The 22,637-nt window shown below is 61.2% G+C and carries 20 protein-coding genes; 15 read left to right on the plus strand and 5 right to left on the minus strand.

All coding sequences use genetic code 11. The features are described from left to right. Window positions 1–62: 62 nt before the first annotated feature. The 3 genes from MTX36_RS05620 to MTX36_RS05630 are packed head-to-tail and all read right to left on the minus strand — an operon-like array spanning window position 63 to window position 4,117. A complete protein-coding gene (locus MTX36_RS05620) occupies window positions 63–1,739 on the minus strand; it encodes a long-chain-fatty-acid--CoA ligase (RefSeq protein WP_243618743.1) in 1,677 nt (558 codons plus the stop codon). Between the two features lie 60 nt (window positions 1,740–1,799). Beyond that, window positions 1,800–2,921, minus strand: coding sequence for an acyl-CoA dehydrogenase family protein (locus MTX36_RS05625; RefSeq protein WP_243618744.1), 1,122 nt, complete (start codon window positions 2,919–2,921; stop codon window positions 1,800–1,802). A 14-nt stretch (window positions 2,922–2,935) separates the two neighbouring features. Continuing rightward, window positions 2,936–4,117, minus strand: coding sequence for an acyl-CoA dehydrogenase family protein (locus tag MTX36_RS05630; RefSeq protein WP_094274769.1), 1,182 nt, complete (start codon window positions 4,115–4,117; stop codon window positions 2,936–2,938). 243 nt (window positions 4,118–4,360) lie between these two features. Here MTX36_RS05630 and MTX36_RS05635 point away from each other — a divergent pair, with 243 nt between their 5' ends. From MTX36_RS05635 to MTX36_RS05690, 12 genes are all read left to right on the plus strand, one after another. Continuing rightward, window positions 4,361–4,552, plus strand: coding sequence for a ferredoxin (locus MTX36_RS05635; protein ID WP_094271167.1), 192 nt, complete (start codon window positions 4,361–4,363; stop codon window positions 4,550–4,552). A gap of 111 nt (window positions 4,553–4,663) precedes the next feature. Next, window positions 4,664–5,581, plus strand: coding sequence for a 3-oxoacyl-ACP reductase (locus MTX36_RS05640; RefSeq protein ID WP_243618745.1), 918 nt, complete (start codon window positions 4,664–4,666; stop codon window positions 5,579–5,581). 518 nt (window positions 5,582–6,099) lie between these two features. Continuing rightward, window positions 6,100–6,864 (plus strand): ABC transporter permease, encoded by a 765-nt coding sequence (locus MTX36_RS05645; RefSeq protein WP_243618746.1) that lies wholly within the window; start codon window positions 6,100–6,102, stop codon window positions 6,862–6,864. 52 nt (window positions 6,865–6,916) lie between these two features. Beyond that, complete coding sequence (locus MTX36_RS05650; protein ID WP_243618747.1) at window positions 6,917–7,768, plus strand: ABC transporter permease; 852 nt, start codon at window positions 6,917–6,919, stop codon at window positions 7,766–7,768. An 11-nt stretch (window positions 7,769–7,779) separates the two neighbouring features. Then, on the plus strand, window positions 7,780–8,961 hold the full coding sequence (locus tag MTX36_RS05655; protein WP_243618748.1) for an MCE family protein: 1,182 nt from the start codon (window positions 7,780–7,782) through the stop codon (window positions 8,959–8,961). Beyond that, a complete protein-coding gene (locus tag MTX36_RS05660) occupies window positions 8,961–9,980 on the plus strand; it encodes an MCE family protein (RefSeq protein ID WP_243618749.1) in 1,020 nt (339 codons plus the stop codon). The genes MTX36_RS05655 and MTX36_RS05660 overlap by 1 nt, the downstream gene beginning before the upstream one ends. Further along, window positions 9,977–11,035: an MCE family protein gene (locus MTX36_RS05665; protein ID WP_243618750.1), complete on the plus strand. Its 1,059-nt coding sequence runs from the start codon at window positions 9,977–9,979 to the stop codon at window positions 11,033–11,035. The genes MTX36_RS05660 and MTX36_RS05665 overlap by 4 nt, the downstream gene beginning before the upstream one ends. Beyond that, on the plus strand, window positions 11,032–12,330 hold the full coding sequence (locus MTX36_RS05670) for an MCE family protein (protein WP_243618751.1): 1,299 nt from the start codon (window positions 11,032–11,034) through the stop codon (window positions 12,328–12,330). Before MTX36_RS05665 ends, MTX36_RS05670 begins: the two co-directional genes overlap by 4 nt. After that, on the plus strand, window positions 12,330–13,565 hold the full coding sequence (locus MTX36_RS05675) for an MCE family protein (protein ID WP_243618752.1): 1,236 nt from the start codon (window positions 12,330–12,332) through the stop codon (window positions 13,563–13,565). Before MTX36_RS05670 ends, MTX36_RS05675 begins: the two co-directional genes overlap by 1 nt. Beyond that, a complete protein-coding gene (locus tag MTX36_RS05680; RefSeq protein WP_243618753.1) occupies window positions 13,562–14,959 on the plus strand; it encodes an MCE family protein in 1,398 nt (465 codons plus the stop codon). Before MTX36_RS05675 ends, MTX36_RS05680 begins: the two co-directional genes overlap by 4 nt. Next, window positions 14,959–15,702 carry a hypothetical protein gene (locus MTX36_RS05685; RefSeq protein ID WP_243618754.1) on the plus strand — a complete coding sequence of 248 codons (744 nt, stop codon included), beginning with the start codon at window positions 14,959–14,961 and terminating at the stop codon, window positions 15,700–15,702. The genes MTX36_RS05680 and MTX36_RS05685 overlap by 1 nt, the downstream gene beginning before the upstream one ends. Beyond that, a complete protein-coding gene (locus MTX36_RS05690) occupies window positions 15,699–16,241 on the plus strand; it encodes a twin-arginine translocation pathway signal (RefSeq protein WP_243618755.1) in 543 nt (180 codons plus the stop codon). Before MTX36_RS05685 ends, MTX36_RS05690 begins: the two co-directional genes overlap by 4 nt. Before the next feature lie 62 nt (window positions 16,242–16,303). Here the strand turns inward: MTX36_RS05690 and MTX36_RS05695 are convergent, their stop codons facing one another. After that, window positions 16,304–17,779 (minus strand): trehalose-6-phosphate synthase, encoded by a 1,476-nt coding sequence (locus tag MTX36_RS05695; RefSeq protein ID WP_243618967.1) that lies wholly within the window; start codon window positions 17,777–17,779, stop codon window positions 16,304–16,306. Between the two features lie 116 nt (window positions 17,780–17,895). Continuing rightward, on the minus strand, window positions 17,896–18,075 hold the full coding sequence (locus tag MTX36_RS05700) for a hypothetical protein (protein WP_169632072.1): 180 nt from the start codon (window positions 18,073–18,075) through the stop codon (window positions 17,896–17,898). 156 nt (window positions 18,076–18,231) lie between these two features. On the opposite strand from MTX36_RS05700, the gene MTX36_RS05705 reads away from it, so the two are divergent. From MTX36_RS05705 to MTX36_RS05715, 3 genes are all read left to right on the plus strand, one after another. Beyond that, window positions 18,232–19,983, plus strand: a complete 1,752-nt coding sequence (locus tag MTX36_RS05705) for an ABC transporter ATP-binding protein (protein WP_243618756.1) — start codon at window positions 18,232–18,234, stop codon at window positions 19,981–19,983. Beyond that, a complete protein-coding gene (locus MTX36_RS05710; protein ID WP_243618757.1) occupies window positions 19,980–21,737 on the plus strand; it encodes an ABC transporter ATP-binding protein in 1,758 nt (585 codons plus the stop codon). Before MTX36_RS05705 ends, MTX36_RS05710 begins: the two co-directional genes overlap by 4 nt. A gap of 81 nt (window positions 21,738–21,818) precedes the next feature. Further along, a complete protein-coding gene (locus tag MTX36_RS05715) occupies window positions 21,819–22,622 on the plus strand; it encodes an alpha/beta fold hydrolase (protein ID WP_243618758.1) in 804 nt (267 codons plus the stop codon). Window positions 22,623–22,637 lie beyond the last annotated feature (15 nt).

The following is a 22,637-nucleotide window of genomic DNA, read 5'->3' on the forward strand; positions in this document are numbered from 1 at the left end:
AATTTTGCCTCGAGAACCGCCGGCGTGGGGGAGAGAGTGTCGTAAATCTATCCGGGCGAGCTCTACTGAGCCGACAGTGCGGCGTCCTCGCGGACACATTCCCCCTCGCTCCGCTCGACCGTGGTTTTTTCGAGGGTGAGGGCCCGCTCCGGCGTGAGTAATTGGAAGTCCTTTTCGCCCCGCTGACGGATCCACACCGGATCAGCGGTGTTCCACCGCTCGGCGCTCTGCGTTCGAGTGACTACCTTGAACGTCGCGGTTCGCGGGAATTCACTACAGACCCGAATGAGAGTCGGTTTCTGTTTCGGGCCGAGTTCGGGACGCGAATCTATGTAGGCGGCAACCGCTTCGGGGTCGAAGTTCGAGACATCGCCTACCGGGATCACGGACACCATGACGCGGTCTCCGACATCACTGTCTGGAACGGCGTAGACGGAGACATGCGCAAACCCGGGGAATCCGGTGAGCGCACGCTCGATGGGCGCCGCGCCGATGTTCTCACCGTCGACGCGCAACCAACCTGAACTGCGACCGGCGAAGTAGACGTAGCCGTCGGCGTCGGCGTAGGCGAGGTCGCCACTCCAGTACTGCCCGCCTCGCATGCGCTCGGCGTCGGCTTCGGGATTCTTGTAGTAGCCGGCGAAGGTGCCCGGTCCGGTGACGTTGACCATTTCGCCGGTTGCCTCGTCGGCGTTGGTGATTCGGCCGTCGGAGTCGAATTGTGCAGGCGGGCAGGGGACTCCGGTGTCGGGATGGAGAATCTTCACGCTGTCCGGCAACAGTCCGAGGGCGCCGGCGCGGGGGACCGGCGCCGCACCGATCGAAACGCCGCCTTCAGTGGAACCGAAGCCGTCGATGACACGCGCGCCGAAGCGTCGGACGAACGTGGCGACCGCCGGAGCGGAGCCTTCGTTGCCGTACATGATCTTGAGTGTGTTGTCGTGATCGTCAGGATGCTCGGGAGTCGACGCAATGAACGAGAGAGGTTTACCGACGTAGTTGGAAAACGTGATCCCGAACTTGCGGACGTCGGGCAGAAAACCTGAGGCAGAGAACTTGCGACGCATGCCAATTGCGCACTTGCGGTGAAGTGCGATCGCCCAGGCGGCCATGATCGCGTTGGAGTGGAACATGGGCATCGCCATGTAGACGACATCTTCCGGACCGAGCCCGAAACGATCACCGAGCATGATCGCGGGACCCGCGATCTTGTGGTGGGTGCAGCGGACAGCCTTGGGGTCGCCGCTCGTTCCGGAAGTGAAGATGAGCATCAGGAGGTCGTCGGGCGCCGCAGCAACCGGGAGTTGCGGCGAATCGACGAAGGGTGCCAGCAGTTCCTGCCACTGCGGTGAATCCACATTGAAGACACGAACATCACCGAGATCGACGCCGTCGAGCAGATGTGCCTGACTGTCTTCCGTGAAGATGATCTGGCAGTCGGAGAGTTCGACGTCGCGAGCCAACGCGGGGCCACGCCGCGTGGTGTTGAGTCCGGCTGCGACGGTGCCGGAAAATGCCGCGGCACCGAGCAGAAGGGAGAACTCGGGAATGTTGTCCATCAACAGCCCGAAGTGTCGGGGGCTGTCGTGATCGAGAAGTGAATCGAGCAAGGCGGCGCGGTCGAACGAGTACTGAATGTGCTCACGCCAACTGAGGACCTGATCCTCGAAGCTGATGCCGTACGTGTCGATCTCGCTGACTCCGAGGAGTAGATCGGAAACAGTGGGGCTCTCACTCATAACTGCATCATGGTCGTTTCGTCGAGGATCAGGTCGGTAGTTTCCACTCGGTGGGACGAATCAAGCGGGAACGCTTGCCAATTCCTTACCGAGAATGCGCAACTGGTCGGTGGCGCTTCCCAGGAAGAACTCTTGGCGCTTGGCCGCGAGGAAGTACCGGTGAACCGGGTGATCCTCGTCCAGTCCGACGCCGCCGTGAACGTGAACAGCAGTGTGTGCGACTCGATGCCCGGCGTCGGCTGCCCAGAACTTGGCGGTCTGGACTGCTTCAGCGGCCGGTAGGCCTTCACTCAGGCGCCAGGCAGCAGCCCACAGCGTCAGTCGAACGCCTTTGACGTCGATATATCCGTCGGCGAGGCGCTGCGCTACAGCCTGGAAACTGCCGATCGGACGGCCGAACTGAACTCGCTCGCGTGCGTACTCGGCGGTCAGTTTCAGCGCCTGATCAAGGACGCCGTATTGGTACGCACTGGAACCGAGTCGTGCGCGTTCGACGATCCAGTCTGTGATCTCGGCGCCCTGAGCCGGCGAGCCGAGGACTCGGGCGTCGGAAAGCTGGACCGAATCGAAGTCGACCTGGCCGACGCTGCCGAAATCGACCACGGACTCGCGTGTGATCGTGACACCGGAATCGCTGGGCTGCACCAGGAATACGACAACGCCGTCGTCGGTCAGAGCCGGTACCAGGAAGAGATCGGCGACCGGTGCGCTATCGACGATGATCTTGGATCCCTGGAGGGTCCAACCGTCGGCGGTCCGGGAGGCGTGGGTGGTCGGAAGGGCCGGATTGTCGTTGAACTCCTCGGCCAATGCTGCCGTGAGAATCTTTTCGCCGGAAGCCGCCGGTGCAGCCCACTCGACGCGTTGTGCGTCGTTGCCGAATTCTGCAATTGCGCTGGCAGACGTCATGATCGAGGTCAAGAACGGCACAGCGGCTACGCCGCGGCCCAATTCGACCAGAATGCTGCACTGCTCCAGAACGCCGAATCCGTCGCCGCCGACCGACTCCGGTAGCGCGGCGCTGAGCACGCCGGAGGAAGCGAGGGTGGTCCAGAGTGCCAGATCGGTCCGGTTTTCGGCTGCGTCGAGTACCCGCAGACGATCATTGGTGACCAGTTCGCTGACAATTCCGCGGGTGAGGCCAGCCAGATCGTTCTGGGCCTCTGTCAAGGTGAAATCCATGTCTCGAACAGTCCTTATCGCTTTGAGGGCGGCAAGCCCAGGGCCGTCATGCCGATGATGTCGCGCTGCACTTCGTTGGTTCCGCCACCGAAGGTCAGGATCAAAGCGGAGCGATGCATGCGTTCGATTCGTCCACGCAGAAGCGCGCCGGGGGAGTTCTGTCGGATCACCGCGGAAGATCCGAGGATTTCCATCAGCAAACGGTAAGCCTCGGTAGCGAATTCGGTGCCGAAGACCTTGTTGGCCGACGCCGCCTCAGGTCCGGGCGAATGGTCGGTCATCGACGCGATTTCCCAGTTCATGAGCTTGAGGTACTCGGCCTTGGCGTGGACGCGTGCCAGATTGATCTGCACCCATTCCTGATCGATCATCCGTCGGCCGTCGGGCAGCTTGGTGTTCTGTGCCCACTCCCGGACCTCACGCTGAGCAGTCAGAATCGGACCGGCAGAGGTGAGTGCGACGCGTTCGTGGTTGAGCTGATTGGTGATCAGGCCCCAGCCGCCGTGTTCCTGACCGACGATCGACGACGCCGGAACACGTACGTCCTGGTAGTAGGTGGCGCTAGTGTCGGGTCCGGCCATCGTGTGGACCGGGGTGTACGAGAAGCCTTCGGCGGTGGTCGGGACGATCAGCATGCTGATTCCCTTGTGCTTCTTGGCTTCCTGGTCCGTGCGGCACGCGAGCCAGATGTAATCCGCGTACTGGATGAGGCTGGTCCACATTTTCTGGCCGTTGATGATGTAGTCGTCGCCGTCCTTGACTGCGGACGTGCGCAGCGACGCCAGGTCTGTGCCGGCGCCGGGTTCGGAGTATCCGATCGCGAAATGCAGTTCGCCGCGCGAGATCTTGGGAAGGAAGAAATCCTTCTGCTCTTGTGTGCCGAAGTGCATGATTGTCGGTGCCACGGAGTTGATCGTCAGGAAGGGCACCGGAGCGCCGGCAATGGCCGCTTCGTCGGTGAAGATCAGCTGATCCATCGCGGAGCGTTCCTGCCCGCCGTATTCCTTGGGCCAGCCGAGCGTGAGCCAGCCGTCCTGCCCCATCTGTGCGACAACCTCGCGGTAGACGTTGCCTTCGCCGTACTCGCCGGTGGTTGCGGCGAGAGCCTCGCGGCGAGCCGGTGTCATCAGTTTGGCGAAGTAGGCACGTAACTCCTCCTGAAGCGCTTGTTGCTCAGGGGTGTAGGTGATGTGCATTGTTGCCTCTCCGGTCGAGATACAAATCGTTTGTTTTGACACAAGTTCTATCTACAAGGCCAGTGATGCAGTCTGTGACGTCGACTGATCGAAGGTGCCTGTTTTCACTACTTTTTCGAATCATTGCACAGGACTGGAACAGGTTCTAGTGTTACGGGAGGAACGGTGTGCATCGCAGCCCCGAAGCGGCTGTTCCGGACCTGTGTTCGTACATACGTATTTGAGTAGAGAAGAGGAACGTTCATGGAGGTCAGGGTTGATCTGGACCGTTGTGAGGCAAACGGGGTGTGCGTCGGTATCGCCCCCGATATTTTCGACCTCGACGACAACGAGGAGCTCGTGATCAGTTCCGCACGTCCGTCGGAGGATCGATGGGAAGATGTTCGGTCCGCCATCGCGCAGTGTCCGCGTGCGGCGCTGACCGAGCATCCCTGAAGGCTATTGCTCAAAACAGGAACACGTTCTAAAGTTGCGGATCTGTGGGTCACGGCAACTCGGCCGAACGGGATTCGACCCATGACCGCATAGAACCGGGAGAACGCGTCGATGAATGCTGTGAACAGCCCAGAAACCAGTCTCGAAGGCAAGGTCGCTATCGTGACCGGTGCCGGATCGGGACTCGGAAAGTTCGAGGCCATCGGCCTGGCCAAGGCCGGTGCATCGGTGGTTGTCAACGATCTGGCGCCCAGCGAGGCCGTCGAAGCAACGCTCGAAGAGATTCGGGGACTGGGCGCCAAGGTCGAGTTCGTCGCCGGAAACGTCGGTGAACGCTCCACTGCCGACGCTCTCATGGAGAGGGCCGAAGGCCAGTTCGGCAGCGTCGACATCATCGTCAACAACGCCGGCGTCGTCCGTGACCGGATGCTGTTCAACATGTCCGACGAGGACTGGGATCTGGTGCTCGAAGTTCACCTGCGCGGGCATTTCCTGTTGTGCCGCAACGCAGCTACGTACTGGCGCGGAAAGTCGAAGGCGGCCGGCGCTCCGGTATGCGGGCGGATCATCAATACGTCGTCCGAGGCTGGACTGCTCGGTCCGGAAGGGCAGCCGAACTACGGTGCGGCCAAGGCCGGAATCACCGCGCTGACGCTGTCAGCAGCTCGCGGACTGTCCCGCTACGGCGTTCGCGCCAACGCGATTTGCCCGCGGGCTCGTACGACGATGACCGAAGGCGTGTTCGGTGACGCACCGGTCGACGGTATCGATCCGCTCTCGCCTGAGCATGTGGCGTCGTTGGTCTCGTACCTGGCTTCACCGGCGGCGGACGCCGTCAACGGGCAGGTCTTTGTCGTTTACGGTCCGATGGTTGCCCTGATGGCAGCTCCGGTAGTGGAGCAGCGGTTCGATGCGGACGGCGACGCCTGGTCTCCGGAAGCGTTGTCCGCAGCGATGGGTGATTACTTTGTCGATCGAGACCCGGGCAAGATGTTTTCGGCTTCGGCCGCGCTTCGCGCGCTGGGCTGAGAGCTCTGCGCGCTGGGCTGAGCTTCTTTGCCGCCCCGTTGCCCGCGACACGAAACTCTTTGTCGCGGGCAACGGGGCGATTTGACTGATCCTTGGTAGAAATAGCGTGTTCGCGTGTCTCGCCGGCCGGGTTGTTTGCTGGGGATTCCAGTGAGACTCCCGGTCTCGAAAAAACTGGACCGTGTTCTATTTTTACCTTTCGATTTACTGTGCAATTGGGCTCGGTCGGCAGGATTACCAGTCGACCGTGGTGATTGTTCGACTGCGACGCGATTGCGTCGAGTCCTCCAAAAGTACTAATTTGCACAGTATTTCGAATAAATCTGCTGGCATCCCGGACACTGAGAGTCTTCGTTGCGGGGGCCGGGCCTTTCTGCGATTTTCAAAATTCACTCGCACCTGTCGCTTTTCTTTGACAGGTGAACACGTTCTAGTTAATATGACGTCAGTCACAAGCTGTCGGGGGCTGGACCAATGAGAACACACAGTACTGCGGCAATCATGGACGAGGAGGACGAATGGTAGACCTCGTCGAGGTACCGTTACGAGCGGTCGGTGGCTTCTTTCAGATGTCAGCCGAAACTTTGCGGGCAGTCTTCTCTCGTCCATTTCAGCGTCAAGAATTCATCGATCAAGCGTGGTTCGTAGCGCGCGTCTCGATGGTGCCGACCGTGCTGGTCGCCATCCCGTTCACGGTGCTCGTCAGCTTCACCATCAACATCCTGCTTCGCGAGATCGGTGCAGCCGACCTCAGTGGCGCCGGAGCAGCACTCGGCACCGTCACCCAGGTCGGACCGATCGTGACAGTGCTGATCGTGGCCGGCGCGGGTGCCACCGCGATCTGCGCAGACCTCTCGGCGCGCACCATTCGTGAAGAGATCGACGCCATGAAGGTGCTCGGTATCAACCCGATCCAGCGGTTGGTCGTTCCCCGAGTACTCGCGTCCACCGGAGTGGCACTGCTGCTCAACGGCTTGGTCTGCACCATCGGCATCCTCGGCGGGTTCGTGTTCTCGGTCTTCATCCAGGACGTGAACCCCGGCGCCTTCGTCAACGGCATCACACTTCTCACCGGTTTCGGAGAGCTGATGATCTCGATGGTCAAAGCCGGATTATTCGGCATGATCGCCGGCCTCGTCGCCTCCTACCTCGGACTCAACGTCAAGGGTGGCGCCAAGAGCGTCGGTGACGCCGTCAACCAGACCGTCGTGTTTGCGTTCATGGCACTGTTCGTCGTCAATGTGCTCATCACCACCATCGGCATCAAGTTGACGGCCGGATGACGCGCACAAGCAATACCGACACAGCAACTGACGACGGACGGGAGACGCACTGATGGCACTGGCAGCAGCAGGACGCTTCCCCCGCACCCGGCGGCAGATCCGATCCGTCTCCCGCGGCATCGACGGCATCGGTGATCAGGCACTGTTCTTCGCGAAAGCGCTCGGACATGCACCCAAGGCGCTGATGCGCTACCCGCGTGAGACTTTGCGGTTGATCGCCGAGATCAGCATGGGAACCGGCGCCCTGGCCGTCATCGGTGGCACCGTCGTGATCGTCGGCTTCCTGACACTCTTCACCGGCGGAACCATCGCCGTGCAGGGCTACAGTTCGCTCGGCAATATCGGCGTCGAAGCACTGACCGGTTTCTTCGCAGCTTTCATCAACGTGCGCATCGCCGCGCCTGTTATCGCGGGCATCGGCCTGGCAGCCACGATCGGTGCCGGCTCCACGGCGCAGCTCGGCGCTATGCGCGTCTCGGAAGAGATCGATGCACTCGAGACCATGGCGATTCCGTCCATCCCGTACCTGGTCAGCACTCGCGTGATGGCCGGCATGATCGCCATCATTCCGCTGTACTCGCTGGCAGTGATCGCGTCGTTCATAGCCAGCCGTTTTGCAACGGTGTTCCTCTACGACCAGTCCGGCGGCGTGTACGACCACTACTTCACGACGTTCCTGATACCCACGGACATATTGTGGTCATTCGCCCAAGCGATAGTCATGGCGCTAGCCGTCATGCTCATCCACACCTACTACGGTTTCAACGCAACCGGTGGTCCGGTGGGCGTCGGCATCGCTGTCGGTAACGCCGTGCGCGCCTCGCTGATCGCGGTAGTCACAGTTACTCTTCTCATCTCACTCGCCATTTACGGTGGGTCCGGCAACTTCAACCTGTCGGGATAGGGGGCGAGACAATGACTGTTCCCAGTTGGCACAAGAAACTTGCCGCAGCAGGCCTGATCCTCGGCCTCGTTGCCATCGTGGTCGTAGCACTGACCATGTTCTCGGGCGGCTTCACCAAAAGCACGCCCATCACGGTGACGTCGTCGCGAGCTGGTCTCGTCATGGAGCCGGATGCGAAGGTGAAACTGCGCGGCGTCCAGGTGGGCCGCGTCGAATCAATTTCGCTCGACGGCGACGAAGCAAACCTGAAGCTGGCGATGGACCCCGGGCAGATGGAGATGATTCCGTCCAATGCACGCGTGGAGATCAAGTCCACCACAGTGTTCGGAGCGAAGTACGTCAACATCGTGATTCCGGAGGATCCCTCGACCACGCCCATTCAAGAGGGTGCAGTCATTGCCTCGGACAGCGTCACTGTCGAGTTCAACAGTGTGTTCGAGCATCTTTCGGAATTGTTGGCCCAAATCGAGCCCGAAAAGCTGAACGCCACCCTCGGCGCAATTTCCACGGCACTGAACGGTCGCGGCGAATCGTTGGGCGAGGTACTCGAACTCGGTAACACGTATCTGACGAAGATGAATCCCAGCCTGCCGCAGCTGCAAGAGGATCTGGCGAAGGCATCCGATGTCACCAATCTTTACGCCGATGTAGCGCCCGATCTCATGCGGATCCTCGATAACGCAACCGCCACCAGCGGTTCGATCGTTGCCGAGCAGGCCAATCTCGACCTGTTGCTGCTCAACGTGACTGGCCTCGCCAACACGGGCAACAGCCTGCTGACCGACAACGAGAAGGATCTCACAACAGCGTTGAGTACCCTCACCGAAACCACGACGCTCCTCGCGGAGTACTCGCCCGGCATAACTTGCTTCCTCGTCGGATTGAACGACGGCCGAATCAAATTCGAACCGATGGCAGGTACCGGCGACAAGGCGGCGTTGATGCTCAGTGCGAGTTTCATGTGGGGTGCGCAGGCGTACACCAACCCGGAATCCCTTCCAAAGGTGGCCGCATCAGGTGGCCCCAACTGTTACGGGCTTCCGAGCTTCGATCCGAAGGTGGACGGGCAGGCGCCGTTCGCGGTCACCAACACCGGCAACGTCCCCTTCGTGCCCAATACCGAGCTCGAGGTGACCGTTCCGACGATCTTCCAGTTCCTCTTCGGGGACTCCTACGAACAGGACGGGGAGTGATGAGACCGACAACGGTAAAGCTCCTGATCTTTACAGTCGTCATGTCGGTGATCTTCGCCGGCCTGGCAATCGTTTTCAGTCAGGTGCGATTCAGTAGCAGCAACGGATTTCAGGCGACGTTCAGCGACGTCTCCGGACTCAAGTCCGGAGACAAGGTACGGATCGCCGGTGTTCCGGTCGGATCGGTGACCGGTGTTTCCATCGACGATTCCAACCAAGCCGAGATCGAATTCGATGTCGATACCAAGTATTCGTTGATGGAGAGCACCAAGGCGACGGTGCGCTACGAGAACCTGGTCGGCGATCGCTACATGGAACTTCTCGAAGGCACGGGCTCGACGGAAACACTATCGGCAGGCGGCTCGATCCCGGTCGATCAGACCTCGCCGGCACTTGATCTGGATCTGCTCCTGGGTGGGTTCAAGCCACTCCTGCGTGCGCTCGATCCGCAACAGGTCAACGATCTTTCGGGCGCACTGCTGCAGGTGCTGCAGGGTCAGGGCGGAACGTTGGTTTCCCTTCTGGGCAACACCAATTCGTTCACTAACACGTTGGCTGACCGAGATCAGTTGATCGGTGACGTGATCGGAAACCTCAACGATGTCCTCGGCACGATCAACGACAAGGGTGATCAGTTCTCCACCACGATCGATCAACTCCAGCAACTGGTCAGCGGGCTGGCAAAGGACAGCGGTCCGATCGGAAATTCCATTTCGTCGATCGCCGGGGCAACAGGCGACCTCGCGTCGTTGCTGCAGGGAACCCGACCCGACATCCAGACCTTGATCACCCAAACCAACCGGGTGTCGACGCAACTGGATTTGGGTGAGGAAGACATCAATACCGCTCTCGGGCGTCTGCCGTCGGACTACCAGAAGCTGATCCGAGTCGGAACTTACGGTTCGTTCTTCCAGTTTTACCTGTGTGCCAATACTTTCAAGTTCTCCGGGCCTGACGGCACCACGATCGTCCTGCCGACAGCAGTTCAGACCACGGGAAGGTGTGCGAAGGTCGAATGAGCCCTACCCGTGAACGTAATCCTGTCCAGATCGGTGTGATCGGTGTGGTGCTCGCCGTCGCTACGGTCGGCGCCACACTCCAATACGATCAGCTTCAATTCCTCTCCGGTGGCATCAGCTATTCGGCGCACTTCAAGGACGCCGGCGGTCTGGTGACCGGCGACAACGTGACCCTTGCGGGTGTGAACGTCGGCAAGGTCAGCAATGTCGAACTCGACGATCAGACCGTGCTGGTCACCTTCACCGTCAAGGACGGCATCGCACTCGGCGAGCAGACGGCAGCGGATATCAAGACCAATACCGTGCTGGGGCGGAAGTCTCTGGCAGTTCGGCCCGAGGGCTCGGGACTGCTGCGAACCAGCACCCCGATTCCTTTGGAACGCACAAACTCTCCGTACTCGCTCAACGACGCACTCGGCGATCTAGGATCCACCGCGTCCGAACTCGATACGGCGCAGATCAACGACTCACTCAACGCGATCTCGGACACTCTCGCGGACACACCTCCGGAACTACGCGGCGCACTCGACGGAATGACCAGGCTGTCGCAGAGCATCAACTCGCGGGACGAGAGCCTGCTTCAGTTGCTGTCGCGCGCCGAGGATGTCACGAAGATTCTCGCTGATCGCAGTGGGCAGATCGATTCACTGTTGGTCGATGGAAACAAGCTCTTTGCCGAACTCAGTCTGCGGCGTGATTCGATCAGTCAGTTGATCGTCAACACCTCAGCGGTGTCTCGTCAGCTCTCGGGTCTGGTGCAGGACAACGAGGCTCAGATGGGGCCCACTCTCGAAAAGCTGAATGCCGTGACCGCGAATCTGCAGAAGAACAAAGACAACATCGCTGGTGCTCTCGACGGTCTCGGCCCGTACATCACGGCGCTCGGTGAGACCGTTGCCAGCGGGCCGTTCTTCGATGCTTTCATCATCAACATTCTTCCCAGTAACTGGTGGAAGACACTGGTGGACACCAGCGTTGATCCTGCGCAAGTCCCCTCGGACCTCGAGGACTTCTTTCCCGGGATTCCGCCGACAATCAGGGGGCCAGGAGAATGACGGAGACAACAGCCTCCACCGATCCGCGTAAGAAGTGGATTCTGATCGGAGCCGGCGCCCTCGTGGCATTACTGGTCGCCGGCGTTGCGTACCTGTTTGTTCCAGGGTTGAGCAAGAACAAGATCTCGGCACACTTCGTCTCGACCACCGGTCTGTACGAGGGCGACGTCGTGCGGGTGCTCGGCGTCAACGTCGGCAAGGTGACAAAGATCGAACCGCGTGACCGTGACACCTACGTCGAGATGAAGGTCGACTCCGACGTCGCGATTCCGGCAGATGCCAAGGCGCTCATCGTGGCTCAGAGTTTGGTCTCGGCACGATTCGTCCAGCTGACACCGGTCTTCGCCGGTGGTGAAAAGATGCCCAACGGTGGCGACATTCCCATCGAACGGACCGCCGTACCCATCGAGTGGGACGAGATCAAGGCGGAACTCGCCAAACTGTCGGAAGCTCTCGGGCCGGAAGGCGTCGACGACGAAGGTTCACTGGGACGTTTCATCAACACCCTCGGCGACAATCTCGAAGGTAACGGCGAGTCAATCCGGTCGACACTGCGTGAACTCTCGGACACCATGCACACATTGTCGGAGGGGCGGACTGATCTCTTCTCGACCATCCGTAACTTGCAGGCGTTTGTGACCGCGTTGTCGTCGAGCAACGAACAGATCGTGCAGTTCAGCGGCAACCTGGCCTCCGTATCGAGTGTTCTTGCCAGCAGCTCCGACGAGTTGGGTACTGCGCTCAGCGATCTCGACCTGGCGGTGGGAGATGTCCAGCGGTTCGTGAACGACAATCGCGACGGCCTGAGCGAATCGGTTGCACGACTGGCCGACGCTACGCAGGTACTGACGGACAAGCGCCCGGAGATCGAACAGGTGCTGCATTCCGGTCCGACCTCGCTGGCCAACTTCTACCAGATTTACAAACCGGCACAGGGCAGCATGACCGGCGCGATCGCGCTCAGCAACGTCAAGAACCCGATTCAGTGGATTTGTGGTTCCATCCAGGCGATCGCCACTACTGAGGCGGAGCGCAGCGCCGACCTGTGTAAGGAATACCTCGGTCCGGTGCTGAGTTCGCTGGTCATGAATTACCCGGGATTCCTGTTCAATCCGGTGTCCGGTGTTCAAGCCTTCCCGGAGCAGATCGTCTACACAGAGCCAGGTTTGGAAGCGGTGGCCCAGCCGGCGCAGCGCACTGCGCCGCAGCCGACTGCTGGACCGTTGGACGGTGTGCCGATGACATCTGTTCCCAAGGACCTCACCGAGCTCTTCAACATGGGGGGAGGCAACTGATGCGCGCTACACGTAAAGCCGTCGTAGTGACAGTGGCAGTCGGCGTCGCTCTCGGCGCCAGCGGCTGTGAATGGAACGGGCTGAACTCTGTGCCAATGCCCGGCACACAAGGTCGGGGTGAGGGCGCCTACGAAATTCAGATCGAGATGCCCAATGTGACTACCCTGTCGCAGAATTCACCGGTCCGTGTCGACGACGTGGCGGTGGGCAGTGTGTCGGGCATCGAGGTCCAGGGCTGGCATGCCCTGGTGACTGTGTCGCTCAATCCCGATGTTCAATTGCCGGCTAACGCAACAGCCAAGATCGGTCAGACCAGCTTGCTGGGTTCCCAGCACATCGAGTTGGCGCCCCCGGTCGAGGAAGAACCGGAAGGACGTCTCGAGGCCGGAGACTTGATCCCCATCGAACGTGCCGGGGCATACCCGACCACCGAGCAGACGCTGTCCTCGCTGTCGGTCGTACTCAACGGCGGTGGACTCGCTCAGGTGCAGGACATCACAACAGAACTCAATGCGGCGTTGGTCGGACGTGAAGATTCGGTTCGCGATCTTCTTCCGCAGCTTGATCAGCTCGTGGGCAGCCTGGACAAGCAACGCGGAGAGATCATTTCGGCGATGGAAGGAATCGACCGGCTGGCGAGCACCGTCGAGGCGCAACGCGACACACTGAACAAGGCACTCGACGGTATCCCGCCGGCGCTCGACATCCTGGTGGCTCAACGCCAGGACATCACCAACGCGTTGACATCCCTGGGTGGACTCAGCGACGTAGCGAGTCGGGTCATCGACGAAAGCGGCGACGATTTTGCCACCAACGTCCGGGCATTGTCGCCGACGCTGAAGGCCCTGGCCGATTCCGGCAACGCACTCACCGAAGTTCTGGGAGTTCTGCTCACGTTCCCGTTCCCCCAGAACGGAATCAACAACGTCATCCGAGGCGACTATGCCAACTTGGCGATGACGATCGACGTGACATTGCCCAGGCTCGACGCCAACTTCCTCCTGGGTACCCCGTTGGCAGGATCTTTGGGTGGCCCGGAAGGTGTGCTCGGTAAGCAGGCCGGACTGGCCGGGCAGGCCGGCAATCCGCTGAGCGATCCACTTCGTCCGGCAGCGGCGCAGACGCCGGAAAAGCAGTCGGCAGAAACGCCGGCCGCAGAACCGAATACCTTGACGATCCCGGGTCTTCCACCGATCACCATTCCAGGACTTCCTCAGGGGGCACCAGCGCCATGATGCTCACAAAGTTCGTCCGCATCCAGCTTGTCATCTTCTCGGTGCTGACCGTCATCGGTCTGGTCGTGATGGCAACACAGTACGTTCGTGTTCCCGCAATGGTCGGGATCGGACGCTACGACGTCACCGTCGAATTGCCTTCTACCGGTGGGCTCTACAAGAACTCCAACGTCACCTTCCGTGGCCAGACGGTCGGCGTAGTGAAGGCTGTCGAGCTGTCGAGCACAGGGGTGAATGCGCAGTTGTCGTTGGACAGCAGCGTGAAAGTTCCCGACGACGTCGATGCAGCGGTCAAGAGCGTGTCTGCAATCGGTGAGCAGTTTGTCGATCTGATTCCGCATACCGACAGTTCGGGTGCGATAGCCTCATCCGGTCATTTGGAGAACGGATCGGTTATCCCGGTCGATCGAACCAGTATCCCCCAGGATGTCGGCGAGATGCTGAATCAGGCAGATCTGTTGCTGCAGAGCATCTCCGACACCAAGCTGCGGACTGTCATCGACGAGTCCTTCAAAGCCTTCAACGGTGCCGGGCCGGACTTGCAGAAGCTCATCGACTCCGCACGCTTGTTCGTCGAAGAAGCGAACAACAGTTCCGACGCAACCAAGACGCTGATCGAGCAGGCTGGTCCGCTTCTCGACACGCAGATCGTAAGCAGCGATGCCATCCGTTCGTGGACAAGCGACCTGGTGACATTCACGGATCAGCTTCGGGCCAGCGACCCGGATCTGCGGGCAGTTATCCAGAAGGGGCCGGCGGCGGCTTCCGAGGCCAACGCCCTGCTCCAGGATCTTCAGCCGACACTACCGATCCTCCTGGCAAATCTGGTTTCTGTCGGAGAAGTCGGTGTCATCTACAACAGTGCTATCGAGCAGATCCTGGTGATCTATCCGCCGCTCTCGGCGGCGCTCGTCACTATCGCCGGTTCGGGTAACCCCGCCGACGGCGCGCTCGTCGACTTCCACCTCGAAGTCAACGACCCACCGCCGTGCACCACTGGCTTCCTGCCGGCAGAGGAGTGGCGCAGTCCTGCCGACGAGTCGCCGATCGCCACGCCGTCGGATCTGTTCTGCCGTGTTGCCCAGGAGTCCCCGATCGCCGTTCGCGGAGCCCGGAACCTGCCGTGTGCAGAGTTTCCGGGTCGTCGCGGAGCGACGGTGGAACAGTGCAGAAACGGATATGTGCCCTTGGGTACCAATCCGCAGTCCGGGCCGCCCCAACCGGTCACCGCGACCCCTAGTTCCTACACGTCGGAACCGGGCGTGAGCGCACGTCGGTACGATCCGACTACAGGCACTTACATCGGACCCGATGGAAGGACGTACTCGCAGCCGAAAATGGGTGCCGGCGGAGACCTCAGTCTCGAAGAGTTCATGAAGGGTCAGCAAGGTTGATGAACGAAGAAGAATCCAAGGCCGGGCAGCGGATACGTCGCCGCGCGTCTCGGAGCGCCGGTCCGACCGGGACAGACGCCGCCGCAGCGTCGACGGTAGTTCCCGCAAGCAAGCCGGCGGACAAGGTGACAGAGAATCCTCCAACACCGGTTGGATTGAGTAAGACGGCTCCCGCAGCTGTATCGACACCCGCAGCTGTATCGACACCAGAACTGGTACCGACCGTCGAGCCGGGGACGCTGTCGGCAAAGGCGCCGGTCTCCCGAAAGCTAATTGGCGGGATCGCTCTTGCTTCGACTGTCGCGATCGCGTTCGGGGTGGTGTCGGTGATCCTGTTGGTAGACAGGAGCAAAGCCTCCAGTGCCGAAGAGGAGCGGGCCGCATACATAGCGGGTGCACGAACCACAGCGCTTAACCTGACCACGCTGCACTCCGAGACCGCAGGTGCGGATCTCGACAAATTCCTGGCCGGTACGACCAAGGAATTCCAATCGCAGCTCGACGGTCGCAAGGATTCGTTTGTCAGCGTTCTCGGGCAGGTCGGTGTCCAGACGGACGGCGAGATCCTCGAGGCCGGGTTGGAGACGGCTGAGGCAAATTGCGGGACATCGCTTGTCGCAGTGCGGGCGATGCAGAAGAACTCCGAGCAGCCTGAGCCCGAAGAACGCAACTATCGCCTGCGCATCACCATGTGCGATACCGATGGGCAACTCCTTGCCTCGAATGTGGAGTTTGTGCCGTGACCCAGTCAACGACAGAGGGTGCCCCAATTTCTTCGCCGCCCAAGCGAGTGTCACCACTGACAGTGGTCCTCTGCGTAATCAGTGCAGTAGCAATCGCTTTGGTCGCGGTATCGGCCTGGCTCTACTTTGGTCCGGGCGGTGCCCGGGACATCGCGGAGATCGATCAGACGAGAGCAGAAGTAGGGCAGGTTTCATCCGATCAGGCTGTTGCGATGTTCCAATACGACTACAGCAACGTCGACGACCAGTTGCATTCGGCCACAGAAGGGCTGACCGGAGATTTCCGCGGACAGTTCACCGAGCTGATCGAGTCGGTGATCATTCCGGGCGCTCAGGAGAAAGCACTGACAGTCCAGGTCGTGGTGCAGGGTACGTCCATACTCGATGCCGGACCGGACACGGCTACGACGATGCTCTTCCTCAACCAGATCACCACGTCGAAGGATTCACCCGAAGCAGTGGCGAGTGGCAGTCGCGTCAAGATGGGCTTGGAGAAGCACGACGGTCGCTGGCTTGTGAACAGCGTCGAACCGTTCTGACCGATAAACAAAAGAACCCGGCCGAGAAAGTTATCTCGGCCGGGTTTTCTCATGTGTACGACTCAGTTGTTCTCGTCGGGTTCGTTGGCCTCGTCCGGTGCGATCAGTGCCGGTCCGGCAGCGCCGCCGTGTGCAAGCGCGTCGAGGAACGAGCGGGCCCAGCGGTCCACGTCGTGGGTGAGCACCTGACGACGCAGCGCACGCATGTGGCGTCGACCGTCTTCCTTGGGCTGATTGAGAGCCTTCACCATGGAATCCTTGACGTCGTCAAGATCATGGGGATTGCAAAGGAACGCTTGGCGCAGTTCTGCTGCGGCACCGGTGAATTCACTCAGCAGTAGTGCCCCGCCCAGATCGCTGCGGCAGGCCACGTATTCTTTGGCAACCAGGTTCATGCCGTCGCGCAGAGGCGTGACGAGCATGAGGTCAGCGGCAACGAAGAATGCGATCAGCTCGTCGCGGTCGACGGGTCGGTGGATGTAGTGGACAACAGGGCGTCCGACTTCACTGAACTCACCGTTGATGCGCGAGACCATCTGTTCGATGTCACCACGCATCTGGACGTAGCTTTCGACGCGCTCACGACTGGGCGTCGCCAACTGGATCATGACGGTCTCGGCTGGGTCGACCCGGCCGTCGATCAAGAGTTCGTGGAGCGCATTCAAGCGGACGTCGATGCCCTTGGTGTAATCGAGGCGGTCGATGCCGAGCATGATGTTCTTGGGGTTGCCGATTTCCTTGCGAATCTGCTTGGCACGGTCGCGAATTGCCTTGGAGCGTGACCGTTCGTCGAGCTTGCCGGAGTCGATGGAGATGGGGAAGGCGCCGACGCGAACCGTGCGGAAACCCACCTGTACGACACCAAGTTTGGAGCGCACGCCGACGTTTCCGCGTGAAGTTTGTTGTCCGGCAAGGCGCCTGGCGAGGAACAGGAAGTTCTGGGCGCCGCCGGGGAGGTGGAAGCCGATGAGATCGGCACCCAGAAGGCCCTCGATGATCTCGGTGCGCCACGGCATCTGCATGAACAGCTCGACCGGCGGAAACGGAATGTGAAGGAAGAAGCCGATGGTGAGGTCGGGACGCAGCATTCGCAGCATCTTCGGGACCAGCTGGAGTTGGTAGTCCTGAATCCAGACGGTGGCGCCCTGGGCGGCAGCTTTGGACGTGGCTTCGGCGAAGCGTCGGTTGATCTCGACGTACGCGTTCCACCACTCGCGGTGATACTCGGGCTTGACGATGACGTCGTGGTAGAGCGGCCAGAGTGTGGCGTTGGAGAAGCCCTCGTAGTACTCGTTGATCTCGGTGGCGCTGAGCGGCACCGGGTAGAGCTCGAGGCCGTCTTCGACGATAGGGTCCATATCGGCGTCGGCAACGCCTGCCCAGCCCACCCAGGCGCCCTGATTGCTGCGCAGGATCGGTTCCAGTGCAGTCACCAAGCCGCCGGGACTGCGCTTCCACCGGGTAGTGCCGTCGGGGAGTCGCTCGAGGTCTACGGGCAGGCGGTTCGCAACAACGACGAACTCGGCCTGCCCGGACACGGTCTTCTTCGGAGAAGGTGCACTTACGCTGTCAGAAGGGGTGGGGTTGGCCGATTCCGGACTGACAGACACGTGGTTCCTTCTCGTTGGGGAATAGTGAAAGACTCGATCGAGACTCAGTCGACTTTGCTGACCGGGCTGATGCCGAGCATCGAGAGCAGCATCCTGCACTCGTCGGCGTCCTCCGCGTAGGCAGCAACAACACGCTGCGCCATGCGGGCGGTCTCTTCGGCCACGGTCTCGATTTCCTCGTCCGCGATCTCGACTTCGGTTTCGACGGTCGTGTTCTCAGACATCATGTTCCTCTCGGGGTTGCCTGCACGTCGCAGGCAATGGTTCTTACTTGCGACTCTATGAGAACTGGGCACGTCAACGCTAGTTGCTCATGTATTAGGGTCGACTTACTTGATTCGTCGCTCGACCCACTTGTTCCTGTCAATGCTTGGAGTTTCATGAGTTCGACCTCCGCCAGTACCTCCGCCGATTCGGGTGAATCCGACACCGGTAAACACAATGGTGCTGCGATCTTGCGACGAGTACTGGTGCGCAACCGGGGACCGTTGACTATCGGCACGGTGCTGGTTTGTGTGCATCAAATCGCTGAAACCGCGGTGCCGATCTCGATCGGTGTGATCATCGATCGAGCAATCGAGACTTCGGACACCACTGCTCTCATTGTCTCGATCTGCGTGCTCGGCGTGCTGTTTCTGGTGCTCACCGCGGCCTGGCGGCTCGGTGCGAGGTTCATCGTGAAGGCGATGGAAGAGGAGTCGCATCGGCTTCGGCTCGAAGTCGCCCACCGGATTCTCGATCCGCGAGGCGTGCGAACAGACCTCCGCGCCGGTGAACTGCTGACGGTGTCGACCTCCGACGCCGAGCACACGTCGTGGATCGCCGACATCGTCCCGCGGGCCGTTGCGGCATCGACCGCTGCGGTGGCGTCGGCAATCGCTTTGCTGTGGATCGACGTCCCCCTGGGGTTGGCCGTACTGATCGGCACTCCCGTCATTCTGGGTTTGCTACAACTGGCTGCGCCGTTGATCACGTCTCGGGCAAAAGGGCAGCAGGAGTCGATTGCACGCGCGTCGGCGACGGCGACGGATTTGGTGAGCGGATTGCGGCCACTTCGGGGAATCGGTGCGGAGGCATCCGCGTCGGAGCGGTATCGCAAAGTCAGTCGAGATGCCCTCGCCTCGACGATCGATACCGCGCGGGCAACCTCGATCTACACCGGGTTGTCGACGACGATCAGCGCGCTGCTCGCCGTCGCGATTGCCGGTCTTGCGGGCTACTTCGCGCTACAAGGCCGGATCACCGTCGGCGAGTTGATCACCGTCGTCGGGTTGGCGCAGTTCTTCATCGAACCGCTCGGACTCCTTGCTTCGCTACCCGGCTATTTTGCGGTGGCCCGGGCGTCGTCGGACCGGTTGGCTTTGGTCCTCGATGCCGAACCGATATTGAAGGTGGGCGCGGTGACGGACCTCGACGGTACTGATCTGATGCTCGACGGTATCGAGTTTCGCACGCTCGCCGGAGTCGATTTACACTGTGCGGCCGGTGAATTGCTGGGAATCGTCGCTTACCAGCCGCAGGATGGCGAAGCGTTGGCCGCGGTACTGTCCGGCCAATTGGCGTCGGACGAGTATCGAGGTTCGGTCAGCGTCGGCGGAGTGTCTCTGTCCGACATGGACTTGGCGCTTTCCCGGCGCACGGTTCTGGTGGAACCGCATATCTCCGATCTCTTCGGTGGCACTCTCGCATCCAATCTCAGGGCCGGCGGCGCACCTCCGGCAGATGTGGCGAAAGCGTTGTCCGCGTCCGCGGCCGCTGACGTCGTCGACGCTCATCCCGACGGACTGGAACTCGAGGTCACCGATCGCGGAGCCAGCTTGTCCGGTGGCCAACGCCAGCGAGTCGCATTGGCGCGGGCTCTGCTTACCCGGACGCCGGTGATGGTCCTGCACGATCCCACGACGGCAGTGGACGCGGTGACGGAGGCGTCGATCGCCGAAGGAATTGCGCGGCTGCGTCATGGACATCCGAGCAATGGGCAGAGCACCACGATCCTGATCACCAGCAGTCCCGCACTGCTGGCAGCGACGGACCGGGTGATCGTCCTGGACCGCGGAGTTGTGGCCGCGGTAGGCACTCACAACGAACTTGCCGCCACCGACGAGAACTACCGAGGAGCGGTGCTGCGATGACGACAATCGAACGCGAACTGCTACCGATTGCCAGTGGCCGTGAAACCTGGCGGTGGTTGCGCTCTGCACTCGCCGAACACCGAATCGCGGCCGTTCTTGCCGTCGCGGCCTCGACGGTGGCGTCGGCGATGGCACTGATCCCGCTCTACGTATTCGGTGTTCTCGTCGACCGGGTCCGTGAAAACGCGCCGACCTCGACCATCGTCGGAGTGGTGATCGTCATTGCTGCGGCCGCAATCCTCGGCGGAATTTTCACCGGCGTCGCGGCGTATCTGGTTAAACGACTCGGCGAGACGATCCTGGCAACGCTGCGTGAGCGGGCAGTCGGTCGGGCCCTTCGGCTTCCGGTGCAGACCGTCGAGAAGGTCGGGACCGGAGACCTGCTGTCGCGGGTCGGCGATGACGTGGCAGTGATAGCGAAGGCCGTCGGCGATGTGATCCCGAGCCTGGTTTCATCCCTTCTGCTCGTGACTCTGAGCATGCTCACCATGCTCGGGATCGACTGGCGGTTGGGGCTGGCCGGGCTGGTGGCACTACCGATGTACGTCCTCGCTCTGAAGTGGTACCTGCCGCGCTCCGCCCCGATCTACGCGGCTCAGCGAGTGGCGATGGGGACACGGGCGCAGGCTTTGATCAGCAGCGTGCACGGAGTTCGCACTGTCCGGGCGTACGGGCTCGAGAAGGAGCATCTGGGCCGGATCGACGACGCATCGAGGAAGGCTCGCGATCTGTCAGTCGGCGTCTTCGGCTTGTTCACCAGGTTTGCCGGCCGCGGCAATCGAGCGGAATTCGTGGGCTTGTCCGCCATCCTCGTCGTGGGATTTCTCCTGGTTCGCGGCGACATCGTGACCGTCGGCCAGACAACCACCGCGGCACTGCTGTTCCACCGCTTGTTCAACCCGATCGGTGCCCTGTTGTACACCTTCGACGAAGTGCAGTCCGCCGGTGCGAGCCTGGCGCGTCTGGTCGGTGTCGTCGAGATTCCGGACACCGATCGCACCTCCGGTACGGGCGCAGTGCCCGCCGACGGTTCACTGACATTGGTCGACGTCCGGCACAGCTACGACGGCCGCGAAGTACTCCACGGCGTCGGTCTCACCGTGGCCGCCGGGGAGCGGGTTGCTCTGGTCGGTTCGACCGGAGCCGGCAAGACGACGGTTGCGGCCATCGCCGCCGGTTCGATAACTCCGACCTCGGGGAGTGCGTCGATCGGTGGTGTTCCGCTGTCGGGCCTCGACGATGTACGACGTCACGTCGCCATCGTCAGCCAGGAAGTTCACGTATTCGCCGGACCGCTGATCGAGGACCTGCGCTTGGCCGCCCCCGGCGCTTCGGACGAGGACATGGCGTCGGCGTTGAAAACCGTCGGCGCGGAGCAATGGGTAGCGGCTCTGAGTGAGGGTATCGAGACCGTCGTCGGTGAAGGCGGCCACGAGATCACCGCCGCGCAAGCGCAGCAGTTGGCGTTGGCGCGGTTGGTGCTGGTGGATCCCGCCGTCGCAGTGCTGGACGAAGCCACTGCGGAAGCGGGCAGTGCCGGCGCTCGCGAATTGGAATCTGCGGCAGATGCGGCGACGGCCGGACGAACGACTCTGGTTGTTGCACATCGTCTTACGCAGGCAGCGGCAGCTGATCGTGTGATCGTCCTCGAACACGGCCGGATCGTGGAGGAAGGCCCGCACCGCGAACTGGTGTCCGCGGGCGGTCGATATTCACAGTTGTGGGCCGCCTGGAAAGGGCGCGAGACGCGCTAGGGTTGCGGCAAGCGGGGGCGCTTCGGTCAACCCACACCAGCATTGCGAATACGGTTTCAGAACATGAGGAGGAAGGCAGACATGACGGTCGCCACAATCAACGGAATCCCGATCAATTACCAGGTCAAAGGTGATGGGGATCTGGTGGTGCTCATCATGGGGACTGGCAGTCCAGGGCGTGTCTGGGACCTTCATCAGACCCCGGCACTGGTTGCAGCGGGCTACCGCGTCTGCACCTTCGACAACCGCGGAATCGCGCCTTCCGGTGAGAGCACAAGCGGCATCACGATGTCTGACATGGTTGCCGACACCGCGGCACTGATCGAGCATCTGGGGGGTGGACCCGCCTTTGTGATCGGTACGTCGATGGGTGCCCGAGTGGCGCAGGAACTTACGTTGGCTCGTCCTGATCTGGTGCGCAAAGCGGTTTTCCTCGCGGGCCATGCCCGGATGGATCATTTCCAGCAGACCCTGTCCCAGGGTGAACGTGAATTGACGGACAGTGGTGTCGAACTGCCCGCAAAGTATCGTGCGGCCGTGACTGCGGTGATGAATCTGTCGCCCGCCACTCTGGCCGATGAACATGCGGCGCGCGACTGGATGGATATCTTCGAATTCACCGGCGGCTCAACATCACCCGGTGTTCGAGCGCAGCTCGCGATGGACCGCGCCTTCGATCGCCGCCGGGACTACCGGGCAATTATGCGTCCGTGCTTGTCGGTTGCCTTCGCCGACGACCGGATGATTCCGCCCTACCTCTCGCGTGAGGTTGCGGACTGCATCGCCACCGCGACGTACGAGGAGATTCCGGATACCGGCCACTACGGGTACTTGGAGCGTCCGGACGCCGTGAACAAGGTGTTGATCGACTTCTTGGCTTCGTAAGTTTTTGTGCTGCAG

The sequence above is a fragment of the Rhodococcus sp. ARC_M6 genome (genome assembly GCF_022810305.1).
Lineage (GTDB): Bacteria > Actinomycetota > Actinomycetes > Mycobacteriales > Mycobacteriaceae > Rhodococcus_F.